Source organism: Bradyrhizobium daqingense, assembly GCF_021044685.1.
Lineage (GTDB): Bacteria > Pseudomonadota > Alphaproteobacteria > Rhizobiales > Xanthobacteraceae > Bradyrhizobium > Bradyrhizobium daqingense.
The window spans coordinates 659,866-683,207 of sequence record NZ_CP088014.1; the positions used below are offsets into that span (position 1 = coordinate 659,866).

The following is a 23,342-nucleotide window of genomic DNA, read 5'->3' on the forward strand; positions in this document are numbered from 1 at the left end:
CTTGGCCGATATGACCGAAATTGCCGATTCCGACTTTCACCACGCGCAGCGGCATATCCGTCTGGACACGATCCTGCGGCTGCGCTGGCTTGCCGTGCTCGGCCAGCTCGCGGCGATCTTCATCGTGGCGCAGGGCCTGGAGTTCAACGTCGAGATCGTCCCCTGTGTCAGCATCATCGCCCTGTCGGCGGCACTCAATCTGGGGCTCCAGACCGCGGCCAATCCAATGCAGCGGCTGGAGCCGATGCAGGCGGCGGGCCTGCTTGCGCTCAACATCGTCGAGCTGGCCGGCCTGTTGTTCTTCACCGGCGGCCTGCAGAACCCGTTCTCGTTCCTGTTCCTCGCGCCGGTGCTGATCTCGGCCACGGCACTGCCGGCCCGCTTCACCTTCGGGCTTGGCCTATTGGCTGTTGCCTGCGCCTCGATCCTGTTCTTCTACCATGCACCGCTGCCGTGGGATGCCGACGATCCCCTGGTGCTGCCGCCGGTCTATCTCGTCGGCGTTTGGCTCTCGATCGCGCTCGCGATCGGCGTCACCAGCCTCTATTCCTTCCAGGTGACCGAGGAGGCGCGCAAGCTCGCGGACGCGCTGGCTGCCACCGAGCTGGTGCTGACGCGCGAGCAACATCTGACCCAGCTCGACGGATTGGCCGCCGCGGCCGCGCATGAGCTCGGCACGCCGCTCGCAACCATCTTCCTGATCTCGCGCGAGCTGGAAAAGACGGTGAAGGACGCCAGCATCGCCGCCGACCTGAAGACCTTGCGCGAGCAGACCCAGCGCTGCCGCGACATCCTGAGCAAGATCACCCAGCTCTCCTCCACCGGCGCGCCGTTCGATCGCATGAAGCTGTCGGAGCTGATCGAGGAGGTGGTGGCGCCGCACCGCGATTTCGGCGTCGAGATCAAGGTGCGGATCGCCGTGGCCGTCGCGGCCGAGCCGGTCGGCTCACGCAATCCGGCCATCCTCTACGGCATCGGCAACATCGTCGAGAACGCGGTCGATTTCGCCCGCACCACCGTCGAGGTGAACGCATGGTGGAACAAGGATCATATCGAGCTTGTGATCTCCGACGACGGACCCGGCATCCCGCCTGATATCCTCAACCGGATCGGCGAGCCCTATCTGTCGCGGCGGCGCCCGCAGGATGATGGTGGCAGCGAGCGGCGCGGCCTCGGGCTCGGCGTGTTCATCGCGCGTACACTGCTCGAACGCACCGGCGCCAAGGTCTCGTTTACCAACCGGACCTTTCCGGAACACGGCGCGGTGGTCCAGATCACATGGCCCAGGCAGCGTTTTGAGACTATCGAGACGCTCGAAGAAACAATAGGATAAGGCGCGACCTTGCGTCGCACAACGGCGCCGATCGACTATTTGCCGCCTTGGCATCGACCGATCGCAACGCCATATGTCAATGCGCTGGAAAAAGGACAACACCTTGAACGCCATCGCCGACCTGAACGAACAGACCGACCGCTCGCTTCTCATCGTGGAAGACGACAAGCCGTTTCTGGAGCGGCTGTCGCGCGCGATGGAGACACGGGGCTTTGCAGTGACATCGTGCGACACCGTCTCGGACGGTCTTGCGCAGATCGGCAGGTCCGCACCGGCCTTCGCGGTGGTGGACCTCAGGCTCGGCGACGGCAACGGTCTCGACGTGGTCTCGGCGCTGAAGAAGAAACGCCCCGATGCGCGCGCCATCGTGCTGACCGGCTATGGCAACATCGCCACCGCCGTAACCGCGGTGAAGATGGGTGCGATCGACTATCTGTCGAAGCCGGCCGACGCCGACGACGTCGTCGCGGCGCTGCTGTCGACCAGCGCGGAGAAATCCGAGCTGCCGGCGAATCCGATGTCGGCCGACCGCGTCCGCTGGGAGCACATCCAGCGCATCTACGAGATGTGCAACCGCAACGTCTCGGAAACCGCGCGCCGGCTGAACATGCATCGCCGCACCCTGCAGCGTATCCTGGCCAAGCGCGCGCCGCGGTAACGGCGCCGTAGGGTGGGCAAAGGCGCAAAGCGCCGTGCCCACCGTTCTTCTCCACATTTTGCAAAGACGTGGGCACACTACGCTTTGCCCACCCTACGGCACTCGTGCCCCGGCTCTGCTTGGATGGCCGCCTTCTGGGTCCCGGCTCTGCGCAGCAGCGTTGCACGCTGCAGCGCGTCCGGGACACGAGATTGTCCTACTCCCAAAAATCCGCGTGACCCTGCGGATCGACCAGGCGGTTGAGCCGCAAGCCCGCCGCCATCGCAAACCGCACCGTCATCTGCTTGCGGGTGGCAGCGGCGAGCTTGTGCTCGGGCGCCTCGCAATGCATGTGCGCGCCATAGGCATCGGCGACGATCAGGCCGGTGTCTTCAGGAAAGATCTCGCAGGGCAGATCCTGCGTGAAGGCGAAGAACAGCCGGTCGCAATGGGCGCGGTATTCGTGCCATTTCTGATCGGCGCGCAGATCCTCGACCGACGACTTGATCTCGACGATCCAGATCTCGCCGCGCTCGTTCAGCGCGACCAGATCGGCACGCCGGCCCGATGGCAGCGGCAGTTCACTGATGCAGGAGAAGCCGAGCGAGCGGAGCAGCCGCGCCGTGCCGCGCGCGATCGCCAGCGCCGTCTCCGACTGGCGGCGATCCGGCGGCGGCACGAGCGCGATGTTCCGGGCGGTGTTGTTCATGCGAGCGAGGATAACCGATTCCCTGAGAGGCGGACACTCTCTCCGCCTGTCGTTCCGGGGCGCGCCACTTGGCGCGAGCCCGGAATCCATAGCCACAGGGAGGAGTTGTGGGCCGAGACGGCAGCTCCGAGTCATCGCAAAACAACTGCCGGGGATTATGGGTCCCGGACTCGCGGCTACGTCGCGACCCGGGACGACAGCGTGTGTGGTGGAACACGGAACCTCCCTCCTCCCTCGCACTTATCACGCAGCCGCCGCACCTCGGCGGAACCACCGAGGCTGCGGGATGATCGACGATCTCTGGTACAAGAACGGCGTGATCTATTGCCTGTCGGTCGGCACCTATATGGATGCCAATGGCGACGGCATCGGCGACTTCAAGGGGCTGTTACGGCGGCTCGATTATCTGCACGGACTCGGCATCACAACGATCTGGCTGATGCCGTTCCAGACCTCGCCGGGCCGCGACGACGGCTACGACATCGCCGATTACTACAGCGTCGATCCCCGCTACGGCACGCTCGGCGACTTCGTCGAATTCACCCATGGCTGCAAGCAGCGCGGCATCCGCGTCATCATCGACCTCGTCGTCAACCACACCTCGGACCAGCATCACTGGTTCAAGGAGGCGCGGCGCGACAAGAACTCGCCCTATCGCGACTGGTATGTCTGGTCGGACAAGAAGCCGGCAGGCGCCGACAAGGGCATGGTGTTTCCCGGCGTGCAGAAAACGACCTGGACGCGCGACAAGGAAGCCGGCGCGTATTACTTCCACCGCTTCTACGATTTCCAGCCCGACCTCAACACCTCGAACCCGCATGTGCAGGCCGAGATCCTGAAGATCATGGGCTTCTGGATCCAGCTGGGCGTCTCCGGCTTCCGCATGGATGCGGTGCCGTTCGTGATCGCGACCAAGGGCGCCAAGGTGAAGAAGCCGGTCGAGCAATACGACATGCTGCGCGCGTTCCGCGAATTCCTGCAATGGCGACAGGGCGATGCCATCATCCTCGCCGAAGCCAATGTGTTGCCGAAGACGGACATGGAATATTTCGGCCGCGATGCCGACCGCATGCACATGATGTTCAACTTCCATGTCAACCAGCACCTGTTCTATGCGCTGGCCTCAGGCGATTCACGCCCGCTGGCGAAGGCGCTGAAGGCGACCAAGCCGCGGCCGGCGACGGCGCAATGGGGCCTGTTCCTGCGCAATCACGACGAGCTCGATCTCGGGCGCCTGACCAAGGCGCAGCGCCAGACCGTGTTCAAGAAATTCGGCCCCGACAAGGACATGCAGCTCTACGACCGCGGCATCCGCCGGCGCCTCGCGCCGATGCTGGGCGGCGATCGCCGGCGGCTCGAGCTCGCCTATAGCCTGATGTGCACGTTGCCGGGGACGCCCGTGATCCGCTATGGCGACGAGATCGCGATGGGCGATGACCTGGCGCAGCGGGAGCGCAACTGCGCGCGCACGCCGATGCAATGGTCGACCGAGCCGCATGGCGGCTTCACCAAGAGCGACAAGCCGGCCTGCCCCGTCATCGACAAGGGACCTTACGGGTTCGACCATGTCAACGTCGCCAAGCAGCGGCGCGATCCCAATTCGATGCTGAACTGGACCGAGCGCATCGTGCGCATGCGCAAGGAAGTGCCCGAGGTCGGCTGGGGCGATTTCGCCATCATCCCCCTGCGCGATCCCGCCGTGTTCATCATGCGCTATGACTGGCGCAACAATTCGGTGCTATTCGTTCACAATCTCGACGACAAGCCGCGCGAGATCGCGTTCTCGGCGGGGCTGCCCAGTGACGCCGGCGCGCACCTGATCAATCTGCTGGCGGAAGACCACAGCCACGCCGACAAGCGCGGGCAGCATCATGTCGTGCTGGAGCCATATGGGTATCGCTGGTATCGCGTCGGCGGGCTGGATTATCTGTTGAAGCGGAGCGACATCGACAAGAGCACCGAGGGCAACAAGCATCCGGGGTGATCCGAAATGCCGTCGTGTGCTGGGCTGCCTCAAAGATCGTCATTGCGAGCGCAGCGAAGCAATCCAGAATCCTTCCGCGGGGGGCTCTGGATTGCTTCGTCGCAAGGGCTCCTCGCCATGACGCGGAGAGAGCGTCGGTCTTCGGCTTCGCCGATGTCGTGGCGAGGGCTACCCAGGCGACCCCACGATCACCCCTTCGTTCCCGCGCAGATCCAGCACGCCTTCGACCTTCTCCCCCTCGCGATCCAGAAACGTCGACAGCAGAATCTCGCTGCCGAAGCGGATGGCGCTGGTGGTCACCGCGATCGGATCGGGACCGAGATTGAGCGCCACGATCATCGCCCTGCCGCCGCTTTCGCGGCGATAGATCAGGAGATCGCCCTGTGCCGAGATCGGGTGATAGTCGCCGGCGACCAACGGCGGCGAAGCCTTCCGCAAGTCGATCAGGCGCCTGTAAAGCGCGAGGATCGAGCGGCTGTCGGCTTCGAGATTGACGACGTTGTCGCGCACATAATGCTCCGGAAGCGGCAGCCAGGGCCACACCGTCGAGAAGCCCGCGAAGTCGGACGCATCCCACTGCATCGGCGTGCGGCAGCCGTCGCGGCCGACACCGATGCCCGGTACGTTCTTCTCGAAGGGATCGCGCACGTCCTCCGGCGCGATCGTCACCTGATGCATGCCGATCTCGTCGCCGTAATAGAGCGTCGGCGTGCCGCGCAGGGTCAGCAGCAGCATGGCGGCGACGCGGGCCTGCTCGGGACCGACGCGGCTTGCGACCCGCGGGCGATCGTGATTGCCGAGCACCCAGTTCGGCCAGGCGCCGCGCGGCAGCGCCTTCTCGTAATCCTCGATGATCTTCTCGATCGAGCGCGCGCTCCAGAAGGTCGAGAGCAGCGCGAAGTTGAACGGCATCTGCGCGCCGGTGAGATCGTTGCCGTAATAGGCCATCAGCCGATGCAGCGGCAGATAGATCTCGCCGATCAGGACGCGCGCACCGAAGCCATCGGTTACGCGCCGCATCTCGGCAATGACGTCGTGCACCTCGGGCTGGTCGGTGGAATATCGCGTGAGGATCTTCTCGTTCGGCGGCCGGCCCTCGACGTAATGCGGGTTCGGCGGGTTGTCGCGGAATTCGGCGTCCTTGATCAGATGCCAGATCACGTCGACGCGAAAGCCGTCGACGCCCTTCTCCAGCCAGAACCGCATCACGTCGAGGATCGCCGTGCGGACGTCGGGATTGCGCCAGTTGAGGTCCGGCTGCTGGGCGAGGAAGGCGTGGTAGTAATATTGGCCCGTGGTCTCGTCGAATTGCCATGCGCTGCCGCCGAACTCGGACAGCCAGTTGTTGGGTACGCCGCCGTCAGGCGCCCGATCGCGCCAGATGTACCACTCGCGCTTGGGATTGTCGCGCGAGGCGCGGCTCTCGACGAACCAGGGATGCTGGTCGGAGGTGTGATTGGGCACGAGGTCGAGGATCAGCTTCAGCCCATTGTCGTGGACCGCCGCGATCAGCGCATCGAAATCCGCCATGGTGCCGAACAGCGGCTCGATACCGGTATAGTCGGAGATGTCGTAGCCGAAATCGGCCATGGGCGAAGGGAAGATCGGCGACAGCCAGATCGCGTCGACGCCGAGCGATTTGACATAAGGCAGCCGCTGGAGGATGCCGGCGAGATCGCCGACGCCGTCGCCGTTCGAGTCCTGAAACGAGCGCGGATAGATCTGGTAGAAGATGCCGTTGCGCCACCAATTCTCGCTGCCGTGAGCCATGCCGAAAGACCACCCAATCTGCGCCCTCGCGCGGGAGAACGCGACAGCGACGCCCCGGTTCAAATTGGCAGGCCAATTGGGACGGCCGTGTGACGGTAGTTCCCGGGAGGCGGCCCGAATCTTTTGCTTGGCGGCATGGCAAAAATCGGCATTGTGGCGCCATGACCGAGCAAAATGACACCAATGCGAAGGCCGGCGCGATCATCGTGCCGGTGACGCTGTTCGAGCAGAACTGCACCATCATCTGGGACGAGCCGACCAAGAAGGCCGTGGTGATCGACCCCGGCGGCGACGTGCCGAAGATCCTGGACGCGATCAAGCAGACCGGCGTCACCGTGGAGAAGATCTGGCTGACCCACGGCCATATCGACCATGTCGGCGGCGCCGCCGATTTGCGCGATGCGCTGGGAGTGCCGATCGAGGGCCCGCATCAGGCGGACAAATTCCTGCTCGACAACGTCGTCGAGAGCGGCGCGCGCTTCGGCATGACCGGCGGGCGCAATTTTACGCCGGATCGCTGGCTCGACGAGGGTGAGCGCGTCTCGATCGGCGACCTGCATTTCGACATCCTGCACTGCCCCGGCCATTCGCCAGGCAGCGTGGTGTTCTTCAACAAGGATCTGCGCTTTGCCCATGTCGGCGACGTGCTGTTTGCCGGCTCGGTCGGCCGCACCGATCTGCCCGGCGGCAGTCACGCCACGCTGATCAACTCGATCAAGACCAAGCTGCTGCCGCTCGGCGACGATGTCGGCTTCATCTGCGGCCACGGCGCCGGCTCCAGCATCGGCCAGGAGCGGATGACCAATCCGTTCATCACGGGGGAAATGTAGCTCCGTCGTCGTCCCGGACCGCCCACCACAAATTCCGTCGTCGTCCCGGACAAGCGCGCCCTTAGGCGCGTGCAGATCCGGAACCCATAACCACAGGGAGATGTGGTTACAGGGACTCGGAGTTGCGCCTTCGCGTCTCACTGCGTGCTGGGAGTATGGGTCCCGGATCTGCGCGCGCTTGGGGCGTGTCCGGGACGACCGTAAAATAATCCTACGAGTCCGCCCTACTTCATCAACCCCGCGGCGGTCAGTGCGCGCGTGATGATCTGGCTGAGATCGAAGCTGCGGGTGGCCTCGCGCTTGGTGTCAGCGGGCTGTTCGGCGACGGCGTTGCGGATCGAGCGGGCGAGATGCGGCGCGGGCGTCAGCGCCGGCTTTGCGGGCTTGGCCTCCGCCTTCTTCGCCGCGTCCGGAATCCAGCCGGTGAGGCCGAAGAACTTTGCGATGTGGTAGGACGAGGAGATGCCGGCCTCGATCAGGAATGCGCCTTCCATGCCGTAACGCTGGTCGTTGTCGGCAAGGCCAAGCGGCGTGCCGTGCGCCATGTCGGTGATGGCATAGGATTCGACCAGCGTCTCGCCGTCCTTGTTCCACCAGGCCTGGCGCGGATAGCCGTCGACATTGGTCTCTGCCATCGGCACCTCGGGCAGACCATGCAGATCGAGCCATTGCTTGACGATCTCGTTGGCATTGCCGGGATTGACGGTGCGGTCGGCGCTGCCGTGCCACACCGAGATCTTCGGCCAGGGGCCGCGATGATCGGAAGCGTTGCGCACGAGATCACCGAGCTCGCGCGCGGGACGCGTTGGCGAATGGAACATGCCGTCCAGCGCTTCGCGCAGATTCGAGGCGATGCCGTAGGGAAGCCCGGCAATCACCGCGCCGGCCGCAAACACCTCCGGATAGGTCGCGAGCATCACCGACGTCATGCCGCCGCCGGCGGACAGGCCGGTGATGAAGATGCGCCTCGCATCGATGCGATGCGCCTGAACCATGTGCGCGATCATCTCGCGGATCGAGCGTGCCTCGCCGGAGTCCCGCGCCGTGTCTTCGGGATTGAACCAGTTGAAGCAGGTGTTGCCGTTGTTGCTGCGCTGCTGCTCGGGCATCACCAGCGCGAAGCCGTAGTGCTGCGCCAGCGTCGACCATCCCGCGCCGAGATCGTAACCGGCCGCGGTCTGGCCGCAACCATGCAGCACGACGACCAGCGCACGCGGCTTCTGAAGCTGCGCCGGCACGAAGGCGAACATGCGCAAGGTGCCGGGATTGTCACCGAAATCCGTGACCTCCTGGAGCGGGCTGGAGGAATCCGCGCTGCGGCCGAACTCGGCAAAGCGCAGACCGTCCAGCTTGGGCAGACGTCTCAACAGATCGACATTTCGGGCTAGCGACACGGCAAATTCCTGGTGGGCGACGTTCAACGTCCAGCCAAACCAGATAGTTGCTGCAGCGCAAAATAAAAAGACCGTGCGCTGTCAATCCGATGAAATTCGCGGGATTTCCCGCGAATCCGCACGGATTAACTGCAATGCCTCAACTTCTTGCAGGAGACGCAGCGCCGGAAAATGCGGCGCGGATCATGATTAATGTCACAAACAGCGCGAGCGAGACCGGAAAGGCTGCGCGCGCTGATTGCGGCCATTCCGGCCGCATTTCCCGCCAGCGCGTGCGCCTCTTCATTCAAACGCAGATCTCTTCGCCTCTCCGCGAGTCGGATGTCACTTGAGCGACGCCTCTCGACACGTCATTGCGAGGAGCCCTTGCGACGAAGCAATCCAGAGTCTCTCCTCGGAGATATCCTGGATTGCTTCGCTGCGCTCGCAATGACGGCGTGGCACCATCGGGACACTGAACGACATCCGCCTCCGCTGAGGCTCCTCCTCACCCCGCCCTCTCGCCGCAAGCAGGGAAAAGGCGGAAGCACCTCGCCTCGCCACGCCGCATGCCTGCATTCCGCAACACGGGACATCGCGCGATTGCGTTCGCGCCATCGGGCACGTAGCCTCACCGCCTCAACAAACAGAAAATCGAGCCGGAGAAACCGCCATGGCGCGCCTGAAGTTCGGAGCCTTTCTTGCCCCGCATCACCCGATCGGGGAGCATCCGATGCTCCAGTTCCGGCGCGACCTCGACCTGGTCGAGCAGCTCGACGCGCTCGGCTACGACGAGTTCTGGTGCGGCGAGCATCATTCCTCCGGCTGGGAGATGATCGCATCGCCCGAGATGTTCCTCGCTGCTGCGGGCGAGCGCACCAAGCGGATCAAGCTCGGCACCGGCGTGGTGTCGCTGCCCTATCACCATCCCTTCAACGTCGCCCAGCGCATGGTGCAGCTCGACCACATGACCGGCGGCCGCGCCATCTTCGGCTCCGGCCCGGGCGCGCTCGCCTCCGACGCGCACACGCTCGGCATCGACCCGATGACGCAGCGCGACCGCCAGGACGAAGCCATCGGCGTGATCCGCCGCCTGTTCAACGGCGAGCGCGTCACCGCCAAGAGCGACTGGTTCACCATGAACGACGCCGCGCTGCAGATCCTGCCGTTGCAGGAGGAGATGCCGTTCGTGGTGGCCTCGCAGATCTCGCCCTCCGGCATGACGCTGGCCGGCAAATACGGCATCGGCATCATCTCGCTGGGCTCGATGACGACGCAGGGTCTGATGTCGCTGCAACAGCAATGGCAGTTCGCCGAGGACGCAGCGAAGAAGCACGGCACCACGGTGAGCCGCGCCGACTGGCGCGTGCTGCTGACCTTCCACATCGCTGAGACCCGCGAGCAGGCGCGCCGCGAGGCCGGCGCCGGGCTGATGCGCTGGCACAACGAATATAATGTCGGCACGCTGCAGCGGCCGGGCCTCACCGCGTTCTCCTCGCCCGACGAGGCCGTGGACAAGACCGCCTTCGTCGAAGGCGCTGCGTCCACGATCGGTACACCCGACGATCTCGTCCAAACCATCAAGAACGTGATGCAGGTGTCCGGCGGCGTCGGCGCCATCATCGGCTTCGTGCACGACTGGGCCAACCCGGAGAACACCCGCCGCAGCTGGGACATGGTGGCGCGCTACGTCGTGCCGGAGATCAACGGCTATATCGACGGCTTGCGCAAGTCGCAAAAATTCGTGATCGAGAATCGCGCGATCTTCGAGCGCGCGGGCCAGGCGGTAATGGCCAAGATCATGGAGAACGAGAGGGCCGCCGAGGCGCTGAAGGTCACCGGCCCCGGCCGCGTCGCCATTCCCGCCGTCAATGCGCCGGATCTGCAGAAGGAAGCGGCGAAGCGGTAGGCTGCAAAGCTCTATCTCGTCGTCCCGGCCTGGTGGGCAATTGCGCACCAGGCACGGGACGACCCGTGGTTCTATGCACGATACGTTCACCGCATCGGCGTAGGCGGATGTGCTATGCTGGCTTCGTCCTCCAACCGGAGCAATCGTCATGTCGATGCAGAACGTGGCCGCCTCTGCGCTTCAGTTCACCGCGCCCAAACGCAACGAGCTGACCCACATCCCCGGCGACGAGGGCTGGCCGATCATCGGCAAGACGTTTCAGGTGCTGGCCGACCCCAAGGGCCATATCGAAAGGAACGGCGCCAAATACGGTCTGGTCTACCGCACCCACATTTTCGGCGAGACCAACATCGTGCTGCTCGGTCCCGAAGCCAATGAGCTCGTGCTGTTCGACCAGCAGAAACTGTTCTCCTCGACGCATGGCTGGAACAAGGTGCTCGGCCTGTTGTTTCCGCGCGGGCTGATGCTGCTCGATTTCGACGAGCACCGGCTGCATCGCAAGGCGCTGTCGGTCGCGTTCAAATCCGGGCCGATGAAATCCTACCTGTCCGATCTCGATCGCGGCATTTCCGCGCGCGTTGCGCAATGGAAGACCAGGCCGGGCGAGATGCTGCTCTATCCGGCGATGAAGCAGCTCACGCTCGATCTCGCTGCGGCCTCGTTCCTCGGTGCCGATATCGGGCCGGAGGTCGACGAGATCAACCGCGCCTTCGTCGACATGGTCGCCGCCGCCGTCGCGCCGGTCCGCCGCCCCCTGCCCGGCACCCAGATGGCGCGCGGGGTGAAGGGCCGCAAGCGAATCGTCGCCTATTTCCGCGAGCAGATTCCGCTCCGGCGCGGCAATCGCGGCGGCGACGATCTGTTTTCGCAGCTCTGCCGTGCCACCCACGAGGACGGCGCGCTGCTCTCGGAGCAGGACATCATCGACCATATGAGCTTCCTGATGATGGCGGCGCACGACACGCTGACCTCGTCGCTGACGTCCTTCATCGGCGAGCTCGCCGCCAATCCGGACTGGCAGGACAGGCTGCGGGCGGAGGTGCTCGCGCTCGGGCTTGCCCCGGATGCGCCGAGCAGCTTCGATGATCTCGAAAAGATGCCGCTGACCGAGATGGCGTTCAAGGAGGCGCTGCGGCTCAAGCCGCCGGTGCCCTCGATGCCGCGCCGCGCGATGCGCGATTTCAGCTTCAAGGGTTTTGCGATTCCCGCCGGCACCGCGGTCGGCGTCAATCCGCTCTATACGCATCACATGAAGGAGATCTGGCCGGAGCCGGATCGCTTCGATCCCCTGCGCTTCACCGAGGACGCCCAGCGCAACCGTCACCGTTTCGCCTTCGTGCCGTTCGGCGGCGGCGCGCATATGTGTCTCGGCCTGCACTTCGCCTATATGCAGGCGAAATGCTTTGCGCGGCATTTCCTGCAGAACATCGAGGTATCGCTCGCGCCAAGCTACAAGCCGGACTGGCAGATGTGGCCGATCCCGAAGCCGAAGGACGGGCTGCGGGTGATGGTGAAGGCGGTTTAAGCGTTTAACTCTCGTGTCCCGGACGCGCGTAGCGCGAGCCGGGACCCGGAAAGCCACAGCGTCAGCCGCGAATGGATGGGCCCCGGCTCTGCGGAGCGGCACCATAGCGTGTCGAAGACGCGCGTAAACGCGCTTATGGCGCCGCACCGCGTCCGGGGCACGAGACCTGCCCGCTACGCCCCCTGATCGAACGCCTTGCGCAGGGCCACATAGCCCTGCTGCTGCTGGCTCCAGTTGCGGCCACCGGTCATGGCGCCGTCGACGACGAGGTCGTGACCGTTGATGAAGCTCGATTCGTCGCTGGCCAGGAAGACCGCGGCCTGCGCGATGTCGTCGGGAAGACCGGCGCGCGGGATCGGCTGCGCGGTCTTGTAGACTTCGCGCATCACCGCCGGCGTCTTCTCGGCAGCGTCGGTCGACAGCCCCAGCGCCTTGCCGAAGATGCCGGTCGCGATCGCGCCGGGCGAGATCGCGTTGACGCGCACATTGGATTCGCCGAGCTCCATCGCCACGCATTTGGTGAGATGGATCACCGCCGCCTTGGCCGCGCTGTAAACCATCGAGGACGAGAACCCGGCGAGACGGCCGGCAATGCTGCCATTGTTGATGATGCTGCCAGAACCCTGCTTCTTCATGTGAGGCGCGGCGTGCTTCATGCCGAGCATCACGCTGCGCACCAGCGTCGCCATTGCCGCGTCGAACCGCTCGACCTCTAAGCCTTCGATCCCGCCGGTCTGCGCCGGGCCGCCGGCATTGTTGAAGAGGCAATCGATCCTGCCGAACTTGTCCACGGTAAGCGCGATCAGCGCCTGCATCTGTGCTTCGATCGTGACGTCGGTCTGGCGGAAGATGCAGTTGGCTCCGAGCTGCTTTGCCAGCGCCTCGCCTTCCGGGACGCGGCGACCCGCGATCACAATTTTGGCACCTTCGGCAACGAAGACTTCCGCGGTACGCAACCCAATCCCGCTCGTCGCGCCGGTGATGACCGCAACCTTGCCGTCCAGCCTGCCCATGGAATGTTCCCGTTTTCGAATGATTTGATTTTCAGATGGCGGACACTGATAGATGAGGGCGCCGCGACGGACACTATTCCCGCCGGCCCGCGGCAAGGCAAGCGTTGCTTGCGCTTCCGGCATGCGTAACATTCACGCCCATCGCTCGACTTTCGAACAGGCATCGCGACCGGGCTGGGCATGGGGAAGCTGATCGACGAGTTCCGCAAGGGCTGGCAGGGTGTGGCGCCGCCATCGCTCGGCCTGAGCATCGCCTTCGCGGTCGCGTGCCTGCTGGTCGCGACACTGACGCGCTGGGGTCTCGCCCATGTGCGGCCCGACGTCTATTTCACCCCCTACTTTCCCGCCGTGTTCTTTGCCGCCGCCTTCGGCGGCTTCAGGATCGGTATCGCGACGGCGCTGGTCGGCGGCGTGCTCGGCGTGATCGTCAATTTCGGCGATGCCTTCGCCGATCGCGCACGGTTTGCCCTGCTGACGCTATATTGGGTGGTTTGCGCGCTCACCATCTGGGGCGTCGAGCATTATCGCGCGCTGCTGATCGAGCAGCGCCGGATTTCAAAGCGCCTGATCGAGGAGGAAGACTATCGCAAGCTGCTGGTCGACGAGCTCCAGCACCGGCTGAAGAACAAGCTGTCGACGGTGCACGCCGTGCTGCATCAGGTGCTGCACGACCAGCCGCAGGTCTGGGCCCGGATCGATCCGAGGCTGCGGTCGCTGGCCGCAACCGACGATCTGATCTCGCGGATCGACAAGGCGGGCTGCGACATCCGCGATCTCCTGATCTCGGAGCTCGGGCCTTATGGCCATGTCCGCTTCACGCTCAACGGCGAGCGACTGTTCCTGCCGCCGAAGCTCGCGGTGACGCTGTCGCTGATGTTTCACGAGCTCGCCACCAACGCGGGCAAGTATGGCGCGTTCTCTTCGCCGCGCGGATTGTTGCAGGTGTCCTGGACCATCACCGGCGATCGCCTCACCATCACCTGGGACGAAACCGAGGGACCGAGCATCGGCGAGGTCTCGGCTCCGGGCTTCGGTACGAAATTGCTGAAGTCGGCGCTCTTGGCCTTCGACGGCAAGACCGAGGTCTCTTATCTGGCCACCGGCCTGCATTGCATCATGCAATGCCGCATCCCTCCGAACGGTTAGCGGCGCGATCACTTACGGACGCTCGCAAGTTGTCGTCATGCCCGGGCTTGTCCCGACCATGACGACGACACAAGCGAAAGAGAACCGCGCGTAGTTTCACTGGGCGCATTGACGCCCTGTTAATGACGATCGGCGGCCCGCGTCGCATCGCCGCTAATTTCAGCCAAAACACCCCCGTATTTCTTCGGAGCCCTTAACCAAACTTAAGAGGGAACCGAGCAAGATCGCGTGCATTGCAAACGCGCGCTGAAACAAGAAAATTCATGTCTTCTATGAACGACAACAACCATTCCGGCGCGAGCGAAGGCGAACTCGGATTTCTCAAGGAAATCGTTAGAATGCTGCCGGCCGGCCTGACCGTGCAGGACGCGCATGGCGAGCTTCTGCTGGTCAACGATGCCGCGGCCGCCCAGCTCGGCATCGACGGCAGCCGCCCCTCTCCCGATCTGGCGCCGCGCCGCGAAGCCTGCCGACGGGCGCTGAGCGCCGGCCAGGCCGTCGTCATCGAGGAAGCGCTTCACGACGGCGCATCGCGCCAGGTGCTGCTCACGACCCATCGCCCGATCCGCCTCGCTGGCCGCGAGCTGCTGATCTCGGCGTCATCCGACATCACCGAGCAGAAGAACTTCGAGGACCAGCTGTTTCGCTCGGCCTATTTCGACGAGCTGACCGGGCTACCCTCCCGCCGCGTGATCGAGCATCGCGCCAACGGCCTGCTCGCCCGCGATCGCGGCGGCGAGCGCTTCGCGCTGGCCTTTCTCGACATCGACAATTTCAAGCACATCAACGACTATTACGGCCATGCCGTCGGCGATGCGCTGCTGGTCGAGCTATCGAAGCGGCTCGGACGCGACTTGCGCGATTCCGACATGCTCTCGCGCATCTCGGGCGACGAATTCCTGCTGCTGCTCGCCCCGATCCAGAGCCAGGAGGAAGTCGCCGAATTCATGCAGTCGACACTGGAGCGGCTGACCGCGCCGTTCTTCATCGACCATTCGGAATTGTTCGTCTCCACCTCCGTCGGCATCAGCCTCTACCCCGACCACGGCCGCAGCTTCGAGACCCTGCGCCAGAACGCCGACATCGCGATGTACCGCATCAAGAACGACGGCAAGGGGTCGGCCGCCTTCTTCGACGCCAGCATGGAGCGCGAGGCGCTGGCGCGCATGAAGGTCGAGCAGTCGCTGCGGCTCGCCATACTGGAAAAGCGCTTCTGCTGCGCGTTCCAGTCCAAGGTCGACATCCGCACGCAGGCCGTGAAGGGCATCGAGGCCCTGGTGCGACTGCGCGACGACGAAGGCGTGATCCAGGCGCCCGGCTCGTTCATCAACCTCGCCAGCGAGCTCGGGCTGATCGACGAGCTGACCCATCTCGTGCTCGCCGAGATCGTCAAGTCGATCGACCTGATCAACGAGACCTTCGGCGCGGAAGCGACCATCAGCATCAACGTCGCCGCCAAGCAGGTCGGCAACCCCGAATTCATGCGCAGCTTTGCGCAGGCGCTGAACGCGACCGGCTTTCCCAAGCGATTCATGATCGAGGTGACCGAAGACGCCTTCGTCGCCAAGAATCATTTCCGGGACGAGATCCTGCCGCTGTTCCGCAAGCTCGGCGTCGGCATCTCGATCGACGATTTCGGCACCGGCTATTCCTCGCTCTCGGCGCTCGCCGACATCACCGCTGACGAGATCAAGATCGACCGCTCCTTCATCACCGACATCCATAAGCGCCCGCGCAGCCAGGGCATTTTGCGCGCGATCGAATCCTTGAGCGAAGCGCTCGGCATGACCGTGATTGCCGAGGGCCTTGAGTCCTACGAGGAGCTTGCCTATCTCCAGGCCGCGACCAAGATCCGCTACGCGCAGGGCTATTACTTCTCGCGGCCGGTCTTCCTGGAGGAGCTGAAGCTCGCTACGCCCGCCTCCAGCGAGGCGCGCTCGAGCATCGCAAGCCGCCCCACGCAGCAGAACCGCCAGGGCTATTCGCGCGCAAGCGCGTATCGGCGGTAGGGCGGCGGCGCAACAATCTCAGTGTCGTCCCGCGGCGCGCGAGGCGCGAGCCCTGGACCCATAACCCCAGGGAGCAGTGACGCGAGGCTCCCGCTCCTAGTCTTCGCCAAACTTCTTCCTGTGGGTATGGGTCCCGGGTTCGCTTCGCGCCCCGGGGACGACAGCAATTGCCGAGCTGGCTCAATGACCATTTCCCTCTTTGAAATCGCTGCCCTTTTGCTAAGAAGCAGCCGGACTTCCTGCGAGGTACGTCATGCCCGCCTCCTCCATCAGCGATCCCGCTTATCTCCGTGCCCGCGCGATGGAGACGCTGTTCGAGCGGCTGGAGAAGCTCTGCGAGGGCGCGATTGCGATCGATCGCGGCGGGCGGGTCGTCTACGTCAACGAAAAGTATCTCACGGCGCTCGGCCTCAAGCAGACCCATGAGGCGATCGGCCGCCCGATCGAGGAGGTCATCCCTAACAGCCTGATGCGGAAGGTGGCGGAGACCGGCGAGCCGATCCTGCTCGACATCATGGAGCTCGGCGGCGAGCAGTTGGTCGTCACCCGCATGCCGATCGAGGACGAGGACGGCAAGGTGATCGGCGCGATCGGCTTCGTGCTCTACGACCATCTCGAAAGCCTGAAGCCGCTGCTCGCCCGCGTCGCGCAGCTCGAGAACGATTTACGGCTGGCGCGGCGGCAATTGTCCAACGCCCGCGCCGCGCGCTTCACCTTCGCCGATTTCGTCGGCACCACGCCGGGAATCGCGCAGGCCAAGGAGCTGGCCAGCCGCGCCGCGCGGCAGAGCGTCACGGTGCTGCTGACCGGCGAAACCGGAACGGGCAAGGAGATGCTGGCGCAGGCGATCCACAACGCCTCGTCCCGCGCCGAGAAGCCGTTCGTCAGCGTCAATGTCGCCGCGATACCAGACACCCTGATCGAGTCGGAGTTCTTCGGTACCGCGCCGGGCGCCTATACCGGGGCCGACCGCAGAGGGCGTGAGGGCAAGTTCCGTATCGCCGACGGCGGCACGCTGTTCCTCGACGAGATCGGGGAGATGCCGCTGCAGTTGCAGGCCAAGCTGCTGCGCGTGCTCCAGGAGCGCGAGATCGAGCCGCTTGGCTCGGACAAGATCTCCAGGGTAGACGTGCGCGTCGTCGCCGCCACCAATGTGGATTTGCGCAAGCGGGTCAGCGAGGGCACGTTCCGCCCCGATCTCTACTATCGCCTCAACGTGCTCGCGATCGACCTGCCGCCGCTGCGCCAGTGCCTCGATGACCTCCCCGACATCTGCGCCCGGCTGCTCGAGGACATCGGTGCCTCCGGCGACTATGCCAGCACCAGGATCACGCCGAGCGCGCTCGCCGCCCTTGCGCGCTACGACTGGCCGGGCAACGTCCGCGAGCTCCGCAACATCCTGGAGCGGGCGCTGATCCTCAGCGATTCCGGGCGGCTGACCGGCGACGATTTTGTTCGCATCCTTCCCGTCGGCGCCGAGATCAGGCCGGCAGCACCCGAGCGCGCGGCCGGAACGGTCGTGCCCTATGCCGAAGCCGAGGCCGAGTTCGAGAAGCACACGCTCGAACAGGCGCTTGCCGCCAGCAACGGACAGATCACGGAGGCCGCCCGCATGCTGCGGATCTCGCGCGCGACCTTTTACAAGAAGCTCGCCAAGTTCGGCCTCGCCGCAGGGTCGACCTCCGTCTGAGTTTGGAGACGGCGCATGTCTGGAGTCTCGGACTCCTGACACCCCGCTGACCGCCTTCGCCTGAGGCCGTCACCGGTAATTGCCGCATTTTCGGCCACTCCCGCGGAAAACTCGCCTCTGGCGCGGAGCTTGCTCTGGGCCGCCGAGAGGAAACGGCATGGGCTGATGCGAGGCCGGGATCGTTAACGCGGCTCGCGACGATCCGGCACGTACACGTCAACAGACTGTCACATACAGCCTCATGCAAGCACCGCCGGAAGGTGGAATTGCAATGTCTGCACACTTGTGCAAATCGCTTTGAGCAAGGCAGTTCATTTAAGGGAGGGACCATCGTGCGTCGATCATTCATCCTAACAACAACCATCCTCGCGCTCGCCGCGGGCACCTCCGCACTTGCCGACGACCTCAAGGTCGCGCTGATCTACGGCAAGACCGGCCCGCTCGAGGCCTATGCCAAGCAGACCGAGACCGGCCTGAAAATGGGCTTCGAATACGCGACCAAGGGAACCATGACGCTCGACGGCCGCAAGATCGTGGTCATCACCAAGGACGATCAGGGCAAGCCGGATCTGGCCAAGGCCGCGCTGGCGGAAGCCTATCAGGACGACAAGGCCGACATCGCGATCGGCACGACGTCGTCGGCCGCGGCGCTCGCCATCCTCCCCGTCGCCGAGGAAAACAAGAAGATCCTGATCGTCGAGCCGGCGGTCGCGGATCAAATTACCGGCGAGAAGTGGAATCGCTACATCTTCCGCACCGCGCGCAACTCCTCGCAGGACGCGATCTCCAACGCGGTCGCGATCGGCAAGCAGGGCGTCACCGTCGCGACGCTGGCGCAGGACTATGCATTCGGCCGCGACGGCGTCGCCGCCTTCAAGGAGGCGCTCGCCAAGACCGGCGCGACGCTCGCGGCGGAAGAGTATGCCCCGACCTCGACCACCGACTTCACCGCGGTCGGCCAGCGCCTGTTCGACGCGCTGAAGGACAAGCCCGGCCGCAAGGTGATCTGGGTGATCTGGGCCGGCGCCGGCAATCCGCTGGCCAAGCTCCAGGACATGGATCCGAAGCGCTATGGCATCGAGCTGTCGACCGGCGGCAACATCCTGCCGGCGCTCGCGGCCTATAAGGGCCTGCCCGGCATGGAAGGCGCGACCTATTATTTCTACGAGATCCCGAAGAACCCGGTGAACGACTGGCTGGTCGCCGAGCACCAGAAGCGCTTCAACGCGCCGCCGGACTTCTTCACCGCGGGCGGTTTCGCCGCCGCGATGTCGGTCGTCGCCGCCGTCACCAAGGCGAAATCGACCGACAGCGAGAAGCTGATCGCGGCGATGGAGGGCCTGGAGTTCGACACGCCCAAGGGCAAGATGGTGTTCCGCAAAGAGGACCATCAGGCGCTGCAGAGCATGTATCATTTCAAGGTCAAGGTCGACCCGAACGTCGCCTGGGCCGTGCTCGACCCGGTGCGCGAGCTGAAGATCGAGGACATGGACGTTCCCGTCCGCAACAAGCGGTAGGCTCCTTACTTCACCTCTCCCGCTTGCGGGAGAGGCCGGGAGAGGGCTCTCTCCTCTTGGGGATTATCCCATTGTGGAGACACCCTCTCCCGTGCCCTACCCCGCAAGCGGGGGAGGGAGCGCAGCGCGACCGCGGATATATTCTCATTCCATCCTTCGCCGGACTCCCATGCCGCTGACCCTCGAAACCCGCGATCTCACCATCCGCTTCGGCGGCCATGTCGCGGTCAACAACGTCACCTGCACGTTCCGGCCGGGCGAGCTCACGGCCATCGTCGGGCCGAACGGCGCCGGCAAGACCACCTATTTCAATCTGATCTCGGGCCAGCTCCGTGCATCGAGCGGCAGCATCCTGTTCGACGGCACCGACATCACTGAGCATTCAGCGCCGATGCGGACCCGTGCGGGACTCGGACGCGCGTTCCAGCTCACCAATCTCTTCCCGAACCTGACCGTGGAGGAGAATGTCCGCCTCGCGGTGCAGGCCGCGAGCGGCACGCATTACGACATGCTGCGCCCCTGGATGGTCCGCCGCGACCTGATCGCGCGCGCCGACGCCATCCTCAACCAGGTCGCGCTCGGCAACCGCCGCGGCGTCGCCGCGACCGTGCTGTCGCATGGCGACCAGCGCAAGCTCGAGGTGGCGCTGATGATCGCGCTGGAGCCGAAAGTCTTCATGTTCGACGAGCCGACCGCGGGCATGAGCATCGACGAGGTGCCCGTCGTCCTGAACCTGATCGCTCAGCTCAAGCAGGACAGCCGCAAGATCATCCTGCTGGTCGAGCACAAGATGGACGTGGTGCGCTCGCTCGCCGACCGCATCATTGTGCTGCATAACGGGCAGCTGGTTGCGGACGGACCGCCTGCCGAGGTGATCGCCTCGCCGATCGTGCAGGAGGCGTATCTCGGCGTCACACCAAAGAGTGCAGCATGACCGATCTCCTCAGACTCTCCGGCGTGCACACCCATATCGGCCGCTATCACATCCTCCAGGGCATCGACCTCGCGGTGCCGCAGGGCCAGGTCACGATGCTGCTCGGCCGCAACGGCGCCGGCAAGACCACGACGCTGCGCACCATCATGGGCCTGTGGCAGGCCTCGCACGGTGAGATCAGCCTTGCCGGCATGCGCATCGAGAGCCGCGCCACGCCCGACATCGCCCGGCTCGGCGTCGGCTATGTGCCCGAGAGCATGGCGGTGTTCTCCGATCTCACGGTGAAGGAGAATCTGGTGCTGGCGGCGCGCGACGGGCCGCTCGACGATACCCAGCTCGACTGGATCTTCGGCTTCTTTCCGGCGCTGCGCCGGTTCTGGCTGTCGCGCGCGGGAAGCCTCTCCGGCGGACAGAAACAGATGCTGTCGATCGCACGCGCCATCATCGAGCCGCGCAAGCTGCTCCTGATCGACGAGCCGACCAAGGGTCTCGCGCCCGCGATCGTGATGGCGCTGATCGAATGCCTGAAGGAGATCAAGCGCAAGGGTGCGACCATCCTCATGGTCGAGCAGAACTTCTTCGCCGCCCGCGAGCTCGGCGACAGCGTGCTGGTCATGGACAACGGCACCATCGTCCACCGCGGCGAGATGGCGGCGCTCGCCGCCGACGTGCCGCTGCAGGAGCGGCTGCTCGGCCTGAGCCTGGAGACGCATCAGTGACTGACCTTGCCGCGAATGATCCGCTGCCGAAGCCGAAGCGCGACCTCGCGCCGATCCTGCTGCCGGTGGCGCTCGCCCTCCTCATGCTTCCGCTGATCGGCTCGACCTCGTCCTGGCTGACGCTGACCGTGGCGAGCCTCGCCATGGGCATGATGATCTTCATCATGGCGTCCGGCCTGACACTCGTGTTCGGCCTGATGGACGTGCTCAATTTCGGCCACGGCGCCTTCATCGCCGTCGGCGCCTACATCGCGACCCTGGTGCTGGCACCATTCGCGGCCTCCATTCAGGCCGATTCGCTCTGGATGAACCTCGCGGTGCTGGCGCCGGCGGCGCTGCTGTCGATGGCGGTCTCGGGCGCGCTCGGCCTCGTCGTCGAGCGGGTTCTGATCCTTCCCGTCTATGGCCAGCATTTGAAGCAGATCCTGATGACGACCGGCGGCCTGATCGTCGCGGAGCAGACGCTTTATGCGCTGTGGGGACCGCAGATCATCCCGATGCCGTTGCCGACCTCGCTGCGCGGCTCCTTCATCCTCGGCGACGTCGCCATTGCCAAGTACCGGGTACTGGCGATGCTGATCGGCCTCGGCATCTTCATCGCCATCCAGCTCGTGCTCAATCGCAGCAAGATCGGTCTCCTGATCCGCGCCGGGGTCGAGAATCGCGAGATGGTGGAGGCGCTCGGCTATCGCATCCGCCGCCTGTTCCTCGGCGTGTTCATGACAGGATCGGCGCTGGCCGGCCTCGGCGGCGTGATGTGGGCGCTCTATCGCGAGCAGGTGCACGCGTCCATGAGCGACGAGCTCACCGTGCTGATCTTCATCGTCGTCATCATCGGCGGCCTCGGATCGATCGGCGGCTGCTTCATCGGCGCCATCCTGGTGGCGATGGTGGCCAATTACGGCGGCTTCCTGGTGCCGAAGCTCGCCCTCGTCTCCAACATCCTGCTGATGGTCGCCATTCTGATGTGGCGGCCGCGCGGCCTCTATGCGGTGACCAGCCGATGATGATCCTCTCAGGCGATCCGCCGCGCAGCCGCGTCCTGACGCTCGTTCTCGTCCTCATCATCCTGGCGCTGGCGGCAACCCCGTTCCTGTTTCCGGGCGCCAAGGCGCTGAACGTCGCGGCCAAGATCTGCGTCTTCGCCGCCTTGGTCGCGTCCTACGATTTGCTGCTCGGCTACACCGGCTCGGTGTCGTTCGCCCACACCATGTTCTACGGCATCGGCAGCTACGCCATCGCGATCGCGCTGTACGGGATGGGCCCGAACTGGGCCGCGGTCGCCACCGGCATCGTCATCGGCCTGCCGCTCGCAGCGCTGCTGGCGCTCGCCATCGGGCTGTTCTCGTTGCGGGTCGCAGCGATCTTCTTTGCCATGATCACGCTCGCGGTCGCCTCGGCCTTCCAGGTGCTGGCCTCGCAACTGTCCTGGCTGACCGGCGGCGAGGACGGACGCAGCTTCCAGCTGCCCGAGCTGCTGCGGCCCGGGACCGTGCTGATCTCCAAGAATCTGTTCGGCTTCGAGATCAACGGCCGCATCCTGACCTTCTACCTGGTGCTCGCCATCTCGGCGCTGATGATCCTGGCTCTGCTACGGGTGGTGAACTCGCCGTTCGGGCGCGTGCTGCAGGCGGTCCGCGAGAATCGCTTTCGCGCCGAGGCGCTCGGCTTCCGCACCGTGTTCCACCTGACCTTCGCCAACTGCCTCGCCGCATTGGTCGCCGCGAGCGCCGGCATCCTGAACGCGCTTTGGCTACGCTATGCCGGGCCCGATACCTCGCTCAGCTTCTCGATCATGCTGGACATCCTGCTGATGGTGGTGATCGGCGGCATGGGCACCATCTACGGCGCGATCATCGGCGCCACTATCTTCATCCTCGCCCAGAATTATCTGCAGTCGCTGATGGGCGTGGCTTCCACGGCGGCGTCGGACGCCGGGCTGCCGCTGCTGCCGGGGCTGCTGCATCCCGACCGCTGGCTGCTGTGGCTCGGGCTGCTGTTCATCGCCAGCGTCTATTTCTTCCCCACCGGCGTGGTCGGACGGCTGCGCAAGGCCGGCGGCGACAAGAGCGCGGGCGCCGCGCATTAACCAACGATTCATGATGCAGCGCAGCGTTTGCGATGGACATGACACCAACCGTGACGCGACTCGCGCCCGGCTGCATGCGCGCGCGATTGCGCAACCGGATTAATGCTTAGGTAACTGGCTTTCCTAAGGTTTGCGCCATTTGTGCGGTGTATTCC

The 23,342-nt window shown here is 64.8% G+C and carries 18 protein-coding genes; 14 read left to right on the forward strand and 4 right to left on the reverse strand.

Translation table 11 applies throughout. The annotated features are described in order from the left end of the window. Positions 1-10: 10 nt before the first annotated feature. Both LPJ38_RS02990 and LPJ38_RS02995 read left to right on the forward strand, forming a co-directional pair. A complete protein-coding gene (locus LPJ38_RS02990) occupies positions 11-1,333 on the forward strand; it encodes an ActS/PrrB/RegB family redox-sensitive histidine kinase (RefSeq protein WP_145638674.1) in 1,323 nt (440 codons plus the stop codon). Between the two features lie 103 nt (positions 1,334-1,436). Next, entirely contained in the window at positions 1,437-1,991 is a 555-nt protein-coding gene (locus LPJ38_RS02995) for an ActR/PrrA/RegA family redox response regulator transcription factor (RefSeq protein WP_167520598.1), read from the forward strand. A 196-nt stretch (positions 1,992-2,187) separates the two neighbouring features. Here LPJ38_RS02995 and LPJ38_RS03000 read toward each other — a convergent pair whose 3' ends face one another. Next, positions 2,188-2,679: an MmcB family DNA repair protein gene (locus LPJ38_RS03000; RefSeq protein ID WP_145638383.1), complete on the reverse strand. Its 492-nt coding sequence runs from the start codon at positions 2,677-2,679 to the stop codon at positions 2,188-2,190. A gap of 286 nt (positions 2,680-2,965) precedes the next feature. Here LPJ38_RS03000 and LPJ38_RS03005 point away from each other — a divergent pair, with 286 nt between their 5' ends. Beyond that, positions 2,966-4,663: an alpha-amylase family protein gene (locus LPJ38_RS03005; protein ID WP_145638381.1), complete on the forward strand. Its 1,698-nt coding sequence runs from the start codon at positions 2,966-2,968 to the stop codon at positions 4,661-4,663. 168 nt (positions 4,664-4,831) lie between these two features. Here LPJ38_RS03005 and LPJ38_RS03010 read toward each other — a convergent pair whose 3' ends face one another. After that, complete coding sequence (locus tag LPJ38_RS03010) at positions 4,832-6,433, reverse strand: alpha-amylase family glycosyl hydrolase (RefSeq protein ID WP_145638379.1); 1,602 nt, start codon at positions 6,431-6,433, stop codon at positions 4,832-4,834. 161 nt (positions 6,434-6,594) lie between these two features. On the opposite strand from LPJ38_RS03010, the gene LPJ38_RS03015 reads away from it, so the two are divergent. After that, a complete protein-coding gene (locus tag LPJ38_RS03015; protein ID WP_145638377.1) occupies positions 6,595-7,263 on the forward strand; it encodes an MBL fold metallo-hydrolase in 669 nt (222 codons plus the stop codon). 224 nt (positions 7,264-7,487) lie between these two features. Here LPJ38_RS03015 and LPJ38_RS03020 read toward each other — a convergent pair whose 3' ends face one another. After that, positions 7,488-8,657 carry an extracellular catalytic domain type 1 short-chain-length polyhydroxyalkanoate depolymerase gene (locus LPJ38_RS03020; protein WP_145638375.1) on the reverse strand — a complete coding sequence of 390 codons (1,170 nt, stop codon included), beginning with the start codon at positions 8,655-8,657 and terminating at the stop codon, positions 7,488-7,490. 652 nt (positions 8,658-9,309) lie between these two features. Between LPJ38_RS03020 and LPJ38_RS03025 the strand changes: the two genes are divergently transcribed. After that, entirely contained in the window at positions 9,310-10,545 is a 1,236-nt protein-coding gene (locus LPJ38_RS03025) for an LLM class flavin-dependent oxidoreductase (RefSeq protein WP_145638373.1), read from the forward strand. A gap of 148 nt (positions 10,546-10,693) precedes the next feature. After that, the gene (locus LPJ38_RS03030) at positions 10,694-12,070 is read left to right on the forward strand and encodes a cytochrome P450 (protein WP_145638371.1); all 1,377 of its coding nucleotides are present in this window, start codon (positions 10,694-10,696) and stop codon (positions 12,068-12,070) included. Positions 12,071-12,243: 173 nt separating this feature from the next. On the opposite strand, the gene LPJ38_RS03035 is transcribed toward LPJ38_RS03030, so the two are convergent. Next, complete coding sequence (locus LPJ38_RS03035) at positions 12,244-13,083, reverse strand: SDR family NAD(P)-dependent oxidoreductase (protein ID WP_145638369.1); 840 nt, start codon at positions 13,081-13,083, stop codon at positions 12,244-12,246. Positions 13,084-13,263: 180 nt separating this feature from the next. Here LPJ38_RS03035 and LPJ38_RS03040 point away from each other — a divergent pair, with 180 nt between their 5' ends. The 8 genes from LPJ38_RS03040 to LPJ38_RS03075 all read left to right on the forward strand — a co-directional run bounded on the left by LPJ38_RS03040 (position 13,264) and on the right by LPJ38_RS03075 (position 23,187). After that, the gene (locus LPJ38_RS03040; protein ID WP_145638368.1) at positions 13,264-14,229 is read left to right on the forward strand and encodes a sensor histidine kinase; all 966 of its coding nucleotides are present in this window, start codon (positions 13,264-13,266) and stop codon (positions 14,227-14,229) included. 272 nt (positions 14,230-14,501) lie between these two features. Beyond that, positions 14,502-16,238 (forward strand): putative bifunctional diguanylate cyclase/phosphodiesterase, encoded by a 1,737-nt coding sequence (locus LPJ38_RS03045; RefSeq protein ID WP_167520622.1) that lies wholly within the window; start codon positions 14,502-14,504, stop codon positions 16,236-16,238. A gap of 253 nt (positions 16,239-16,491) precedes the next feature. Beyond that, complete coding sequence (locus LPJ38_RS03050; protein WP_145638364.1) at positions 16,492-17,928, forward strand: sigma-54 interaction domain-containing protein; 1,437 nt, start codon at positions 16,492-16,494, stop codon at positions 17,926-17,928. Positions 17,929-18,260: 332 nt separating this feature from the next. Further along, positions 18,261-19,445 carry a substrate-binding domain-containing protein gene (locus LPJ38_RS03055; protein ID WP_145638362.1) on the forward strand — a complete coding sequence of 395 codons (1,185 nt, stop codon included), beginning with the start codon at positions 18,261-18,263 and terminating at the stop codon, positions 19,443-19,445. A gap of 169 nt (positions 19,446-19,614) precedes the next feature. Beyond that, the gene (locus LPJ38_RS03060) at positions 19,615-20,379 is read left to right on the forward strand and encodes an ABC transporter ATP-binding protein (protein ID WP_145638359.1); all 765 of its coding nucleotides are present in this window, start codon (positions 19,615-19,617) and stop codon (positions 20,377-20,379) included. After that, the gene (locus tag LPJ38_RS03065; RefSeq protein WP_145638356.1) at positions 20,376-21,098 is read left to right on the forward strand and encodes a branched-chain amino acid ABC transporter ATP-binding protein; all 723 of its coding nucleotides are present in this window, start codon (positions 20,376-20,378) and stop codon (positions 21,096-21,098) included. The genes LPJ38_RS03060 and LPJ38_RS03065 overlap by 4 nt, the downstream gene beginning before the upstream one ends. Further along, positions 21,095-22,105: a branched-chain amino acid ABC transporter permease gene (locus tag LPJ38_RS03070; protein ID WP_145638353.1), complete on the forward strand. Its 1,011-nt coding sequence runs from the start codon at positions 21,095-21,097 to the stop codon at positions 22,103-22,105. Before LPJ38_RS03065 ends, LPJ38_RS03070 begins: the two co-directional genes overlap by 4 nt. After that, positions 22,102-23,187, forward strand: coding sequence for a branched-chain amino acid ABC transporter permease (locus LPJ38_RS03075; RefSeq protein ID WP_208750580.1), 1,086 nt, complete (start codon positions 22,102-22,104; stop codon positions 23,185-23,187). Before LPJ38_RS03070 ends, LPJ38_RS03075 begins: the two co-directional genes overlap by 4 nt. The last annotated feature ends 155 nt before the right edge of the window (positions 23,188-23,342 follow it).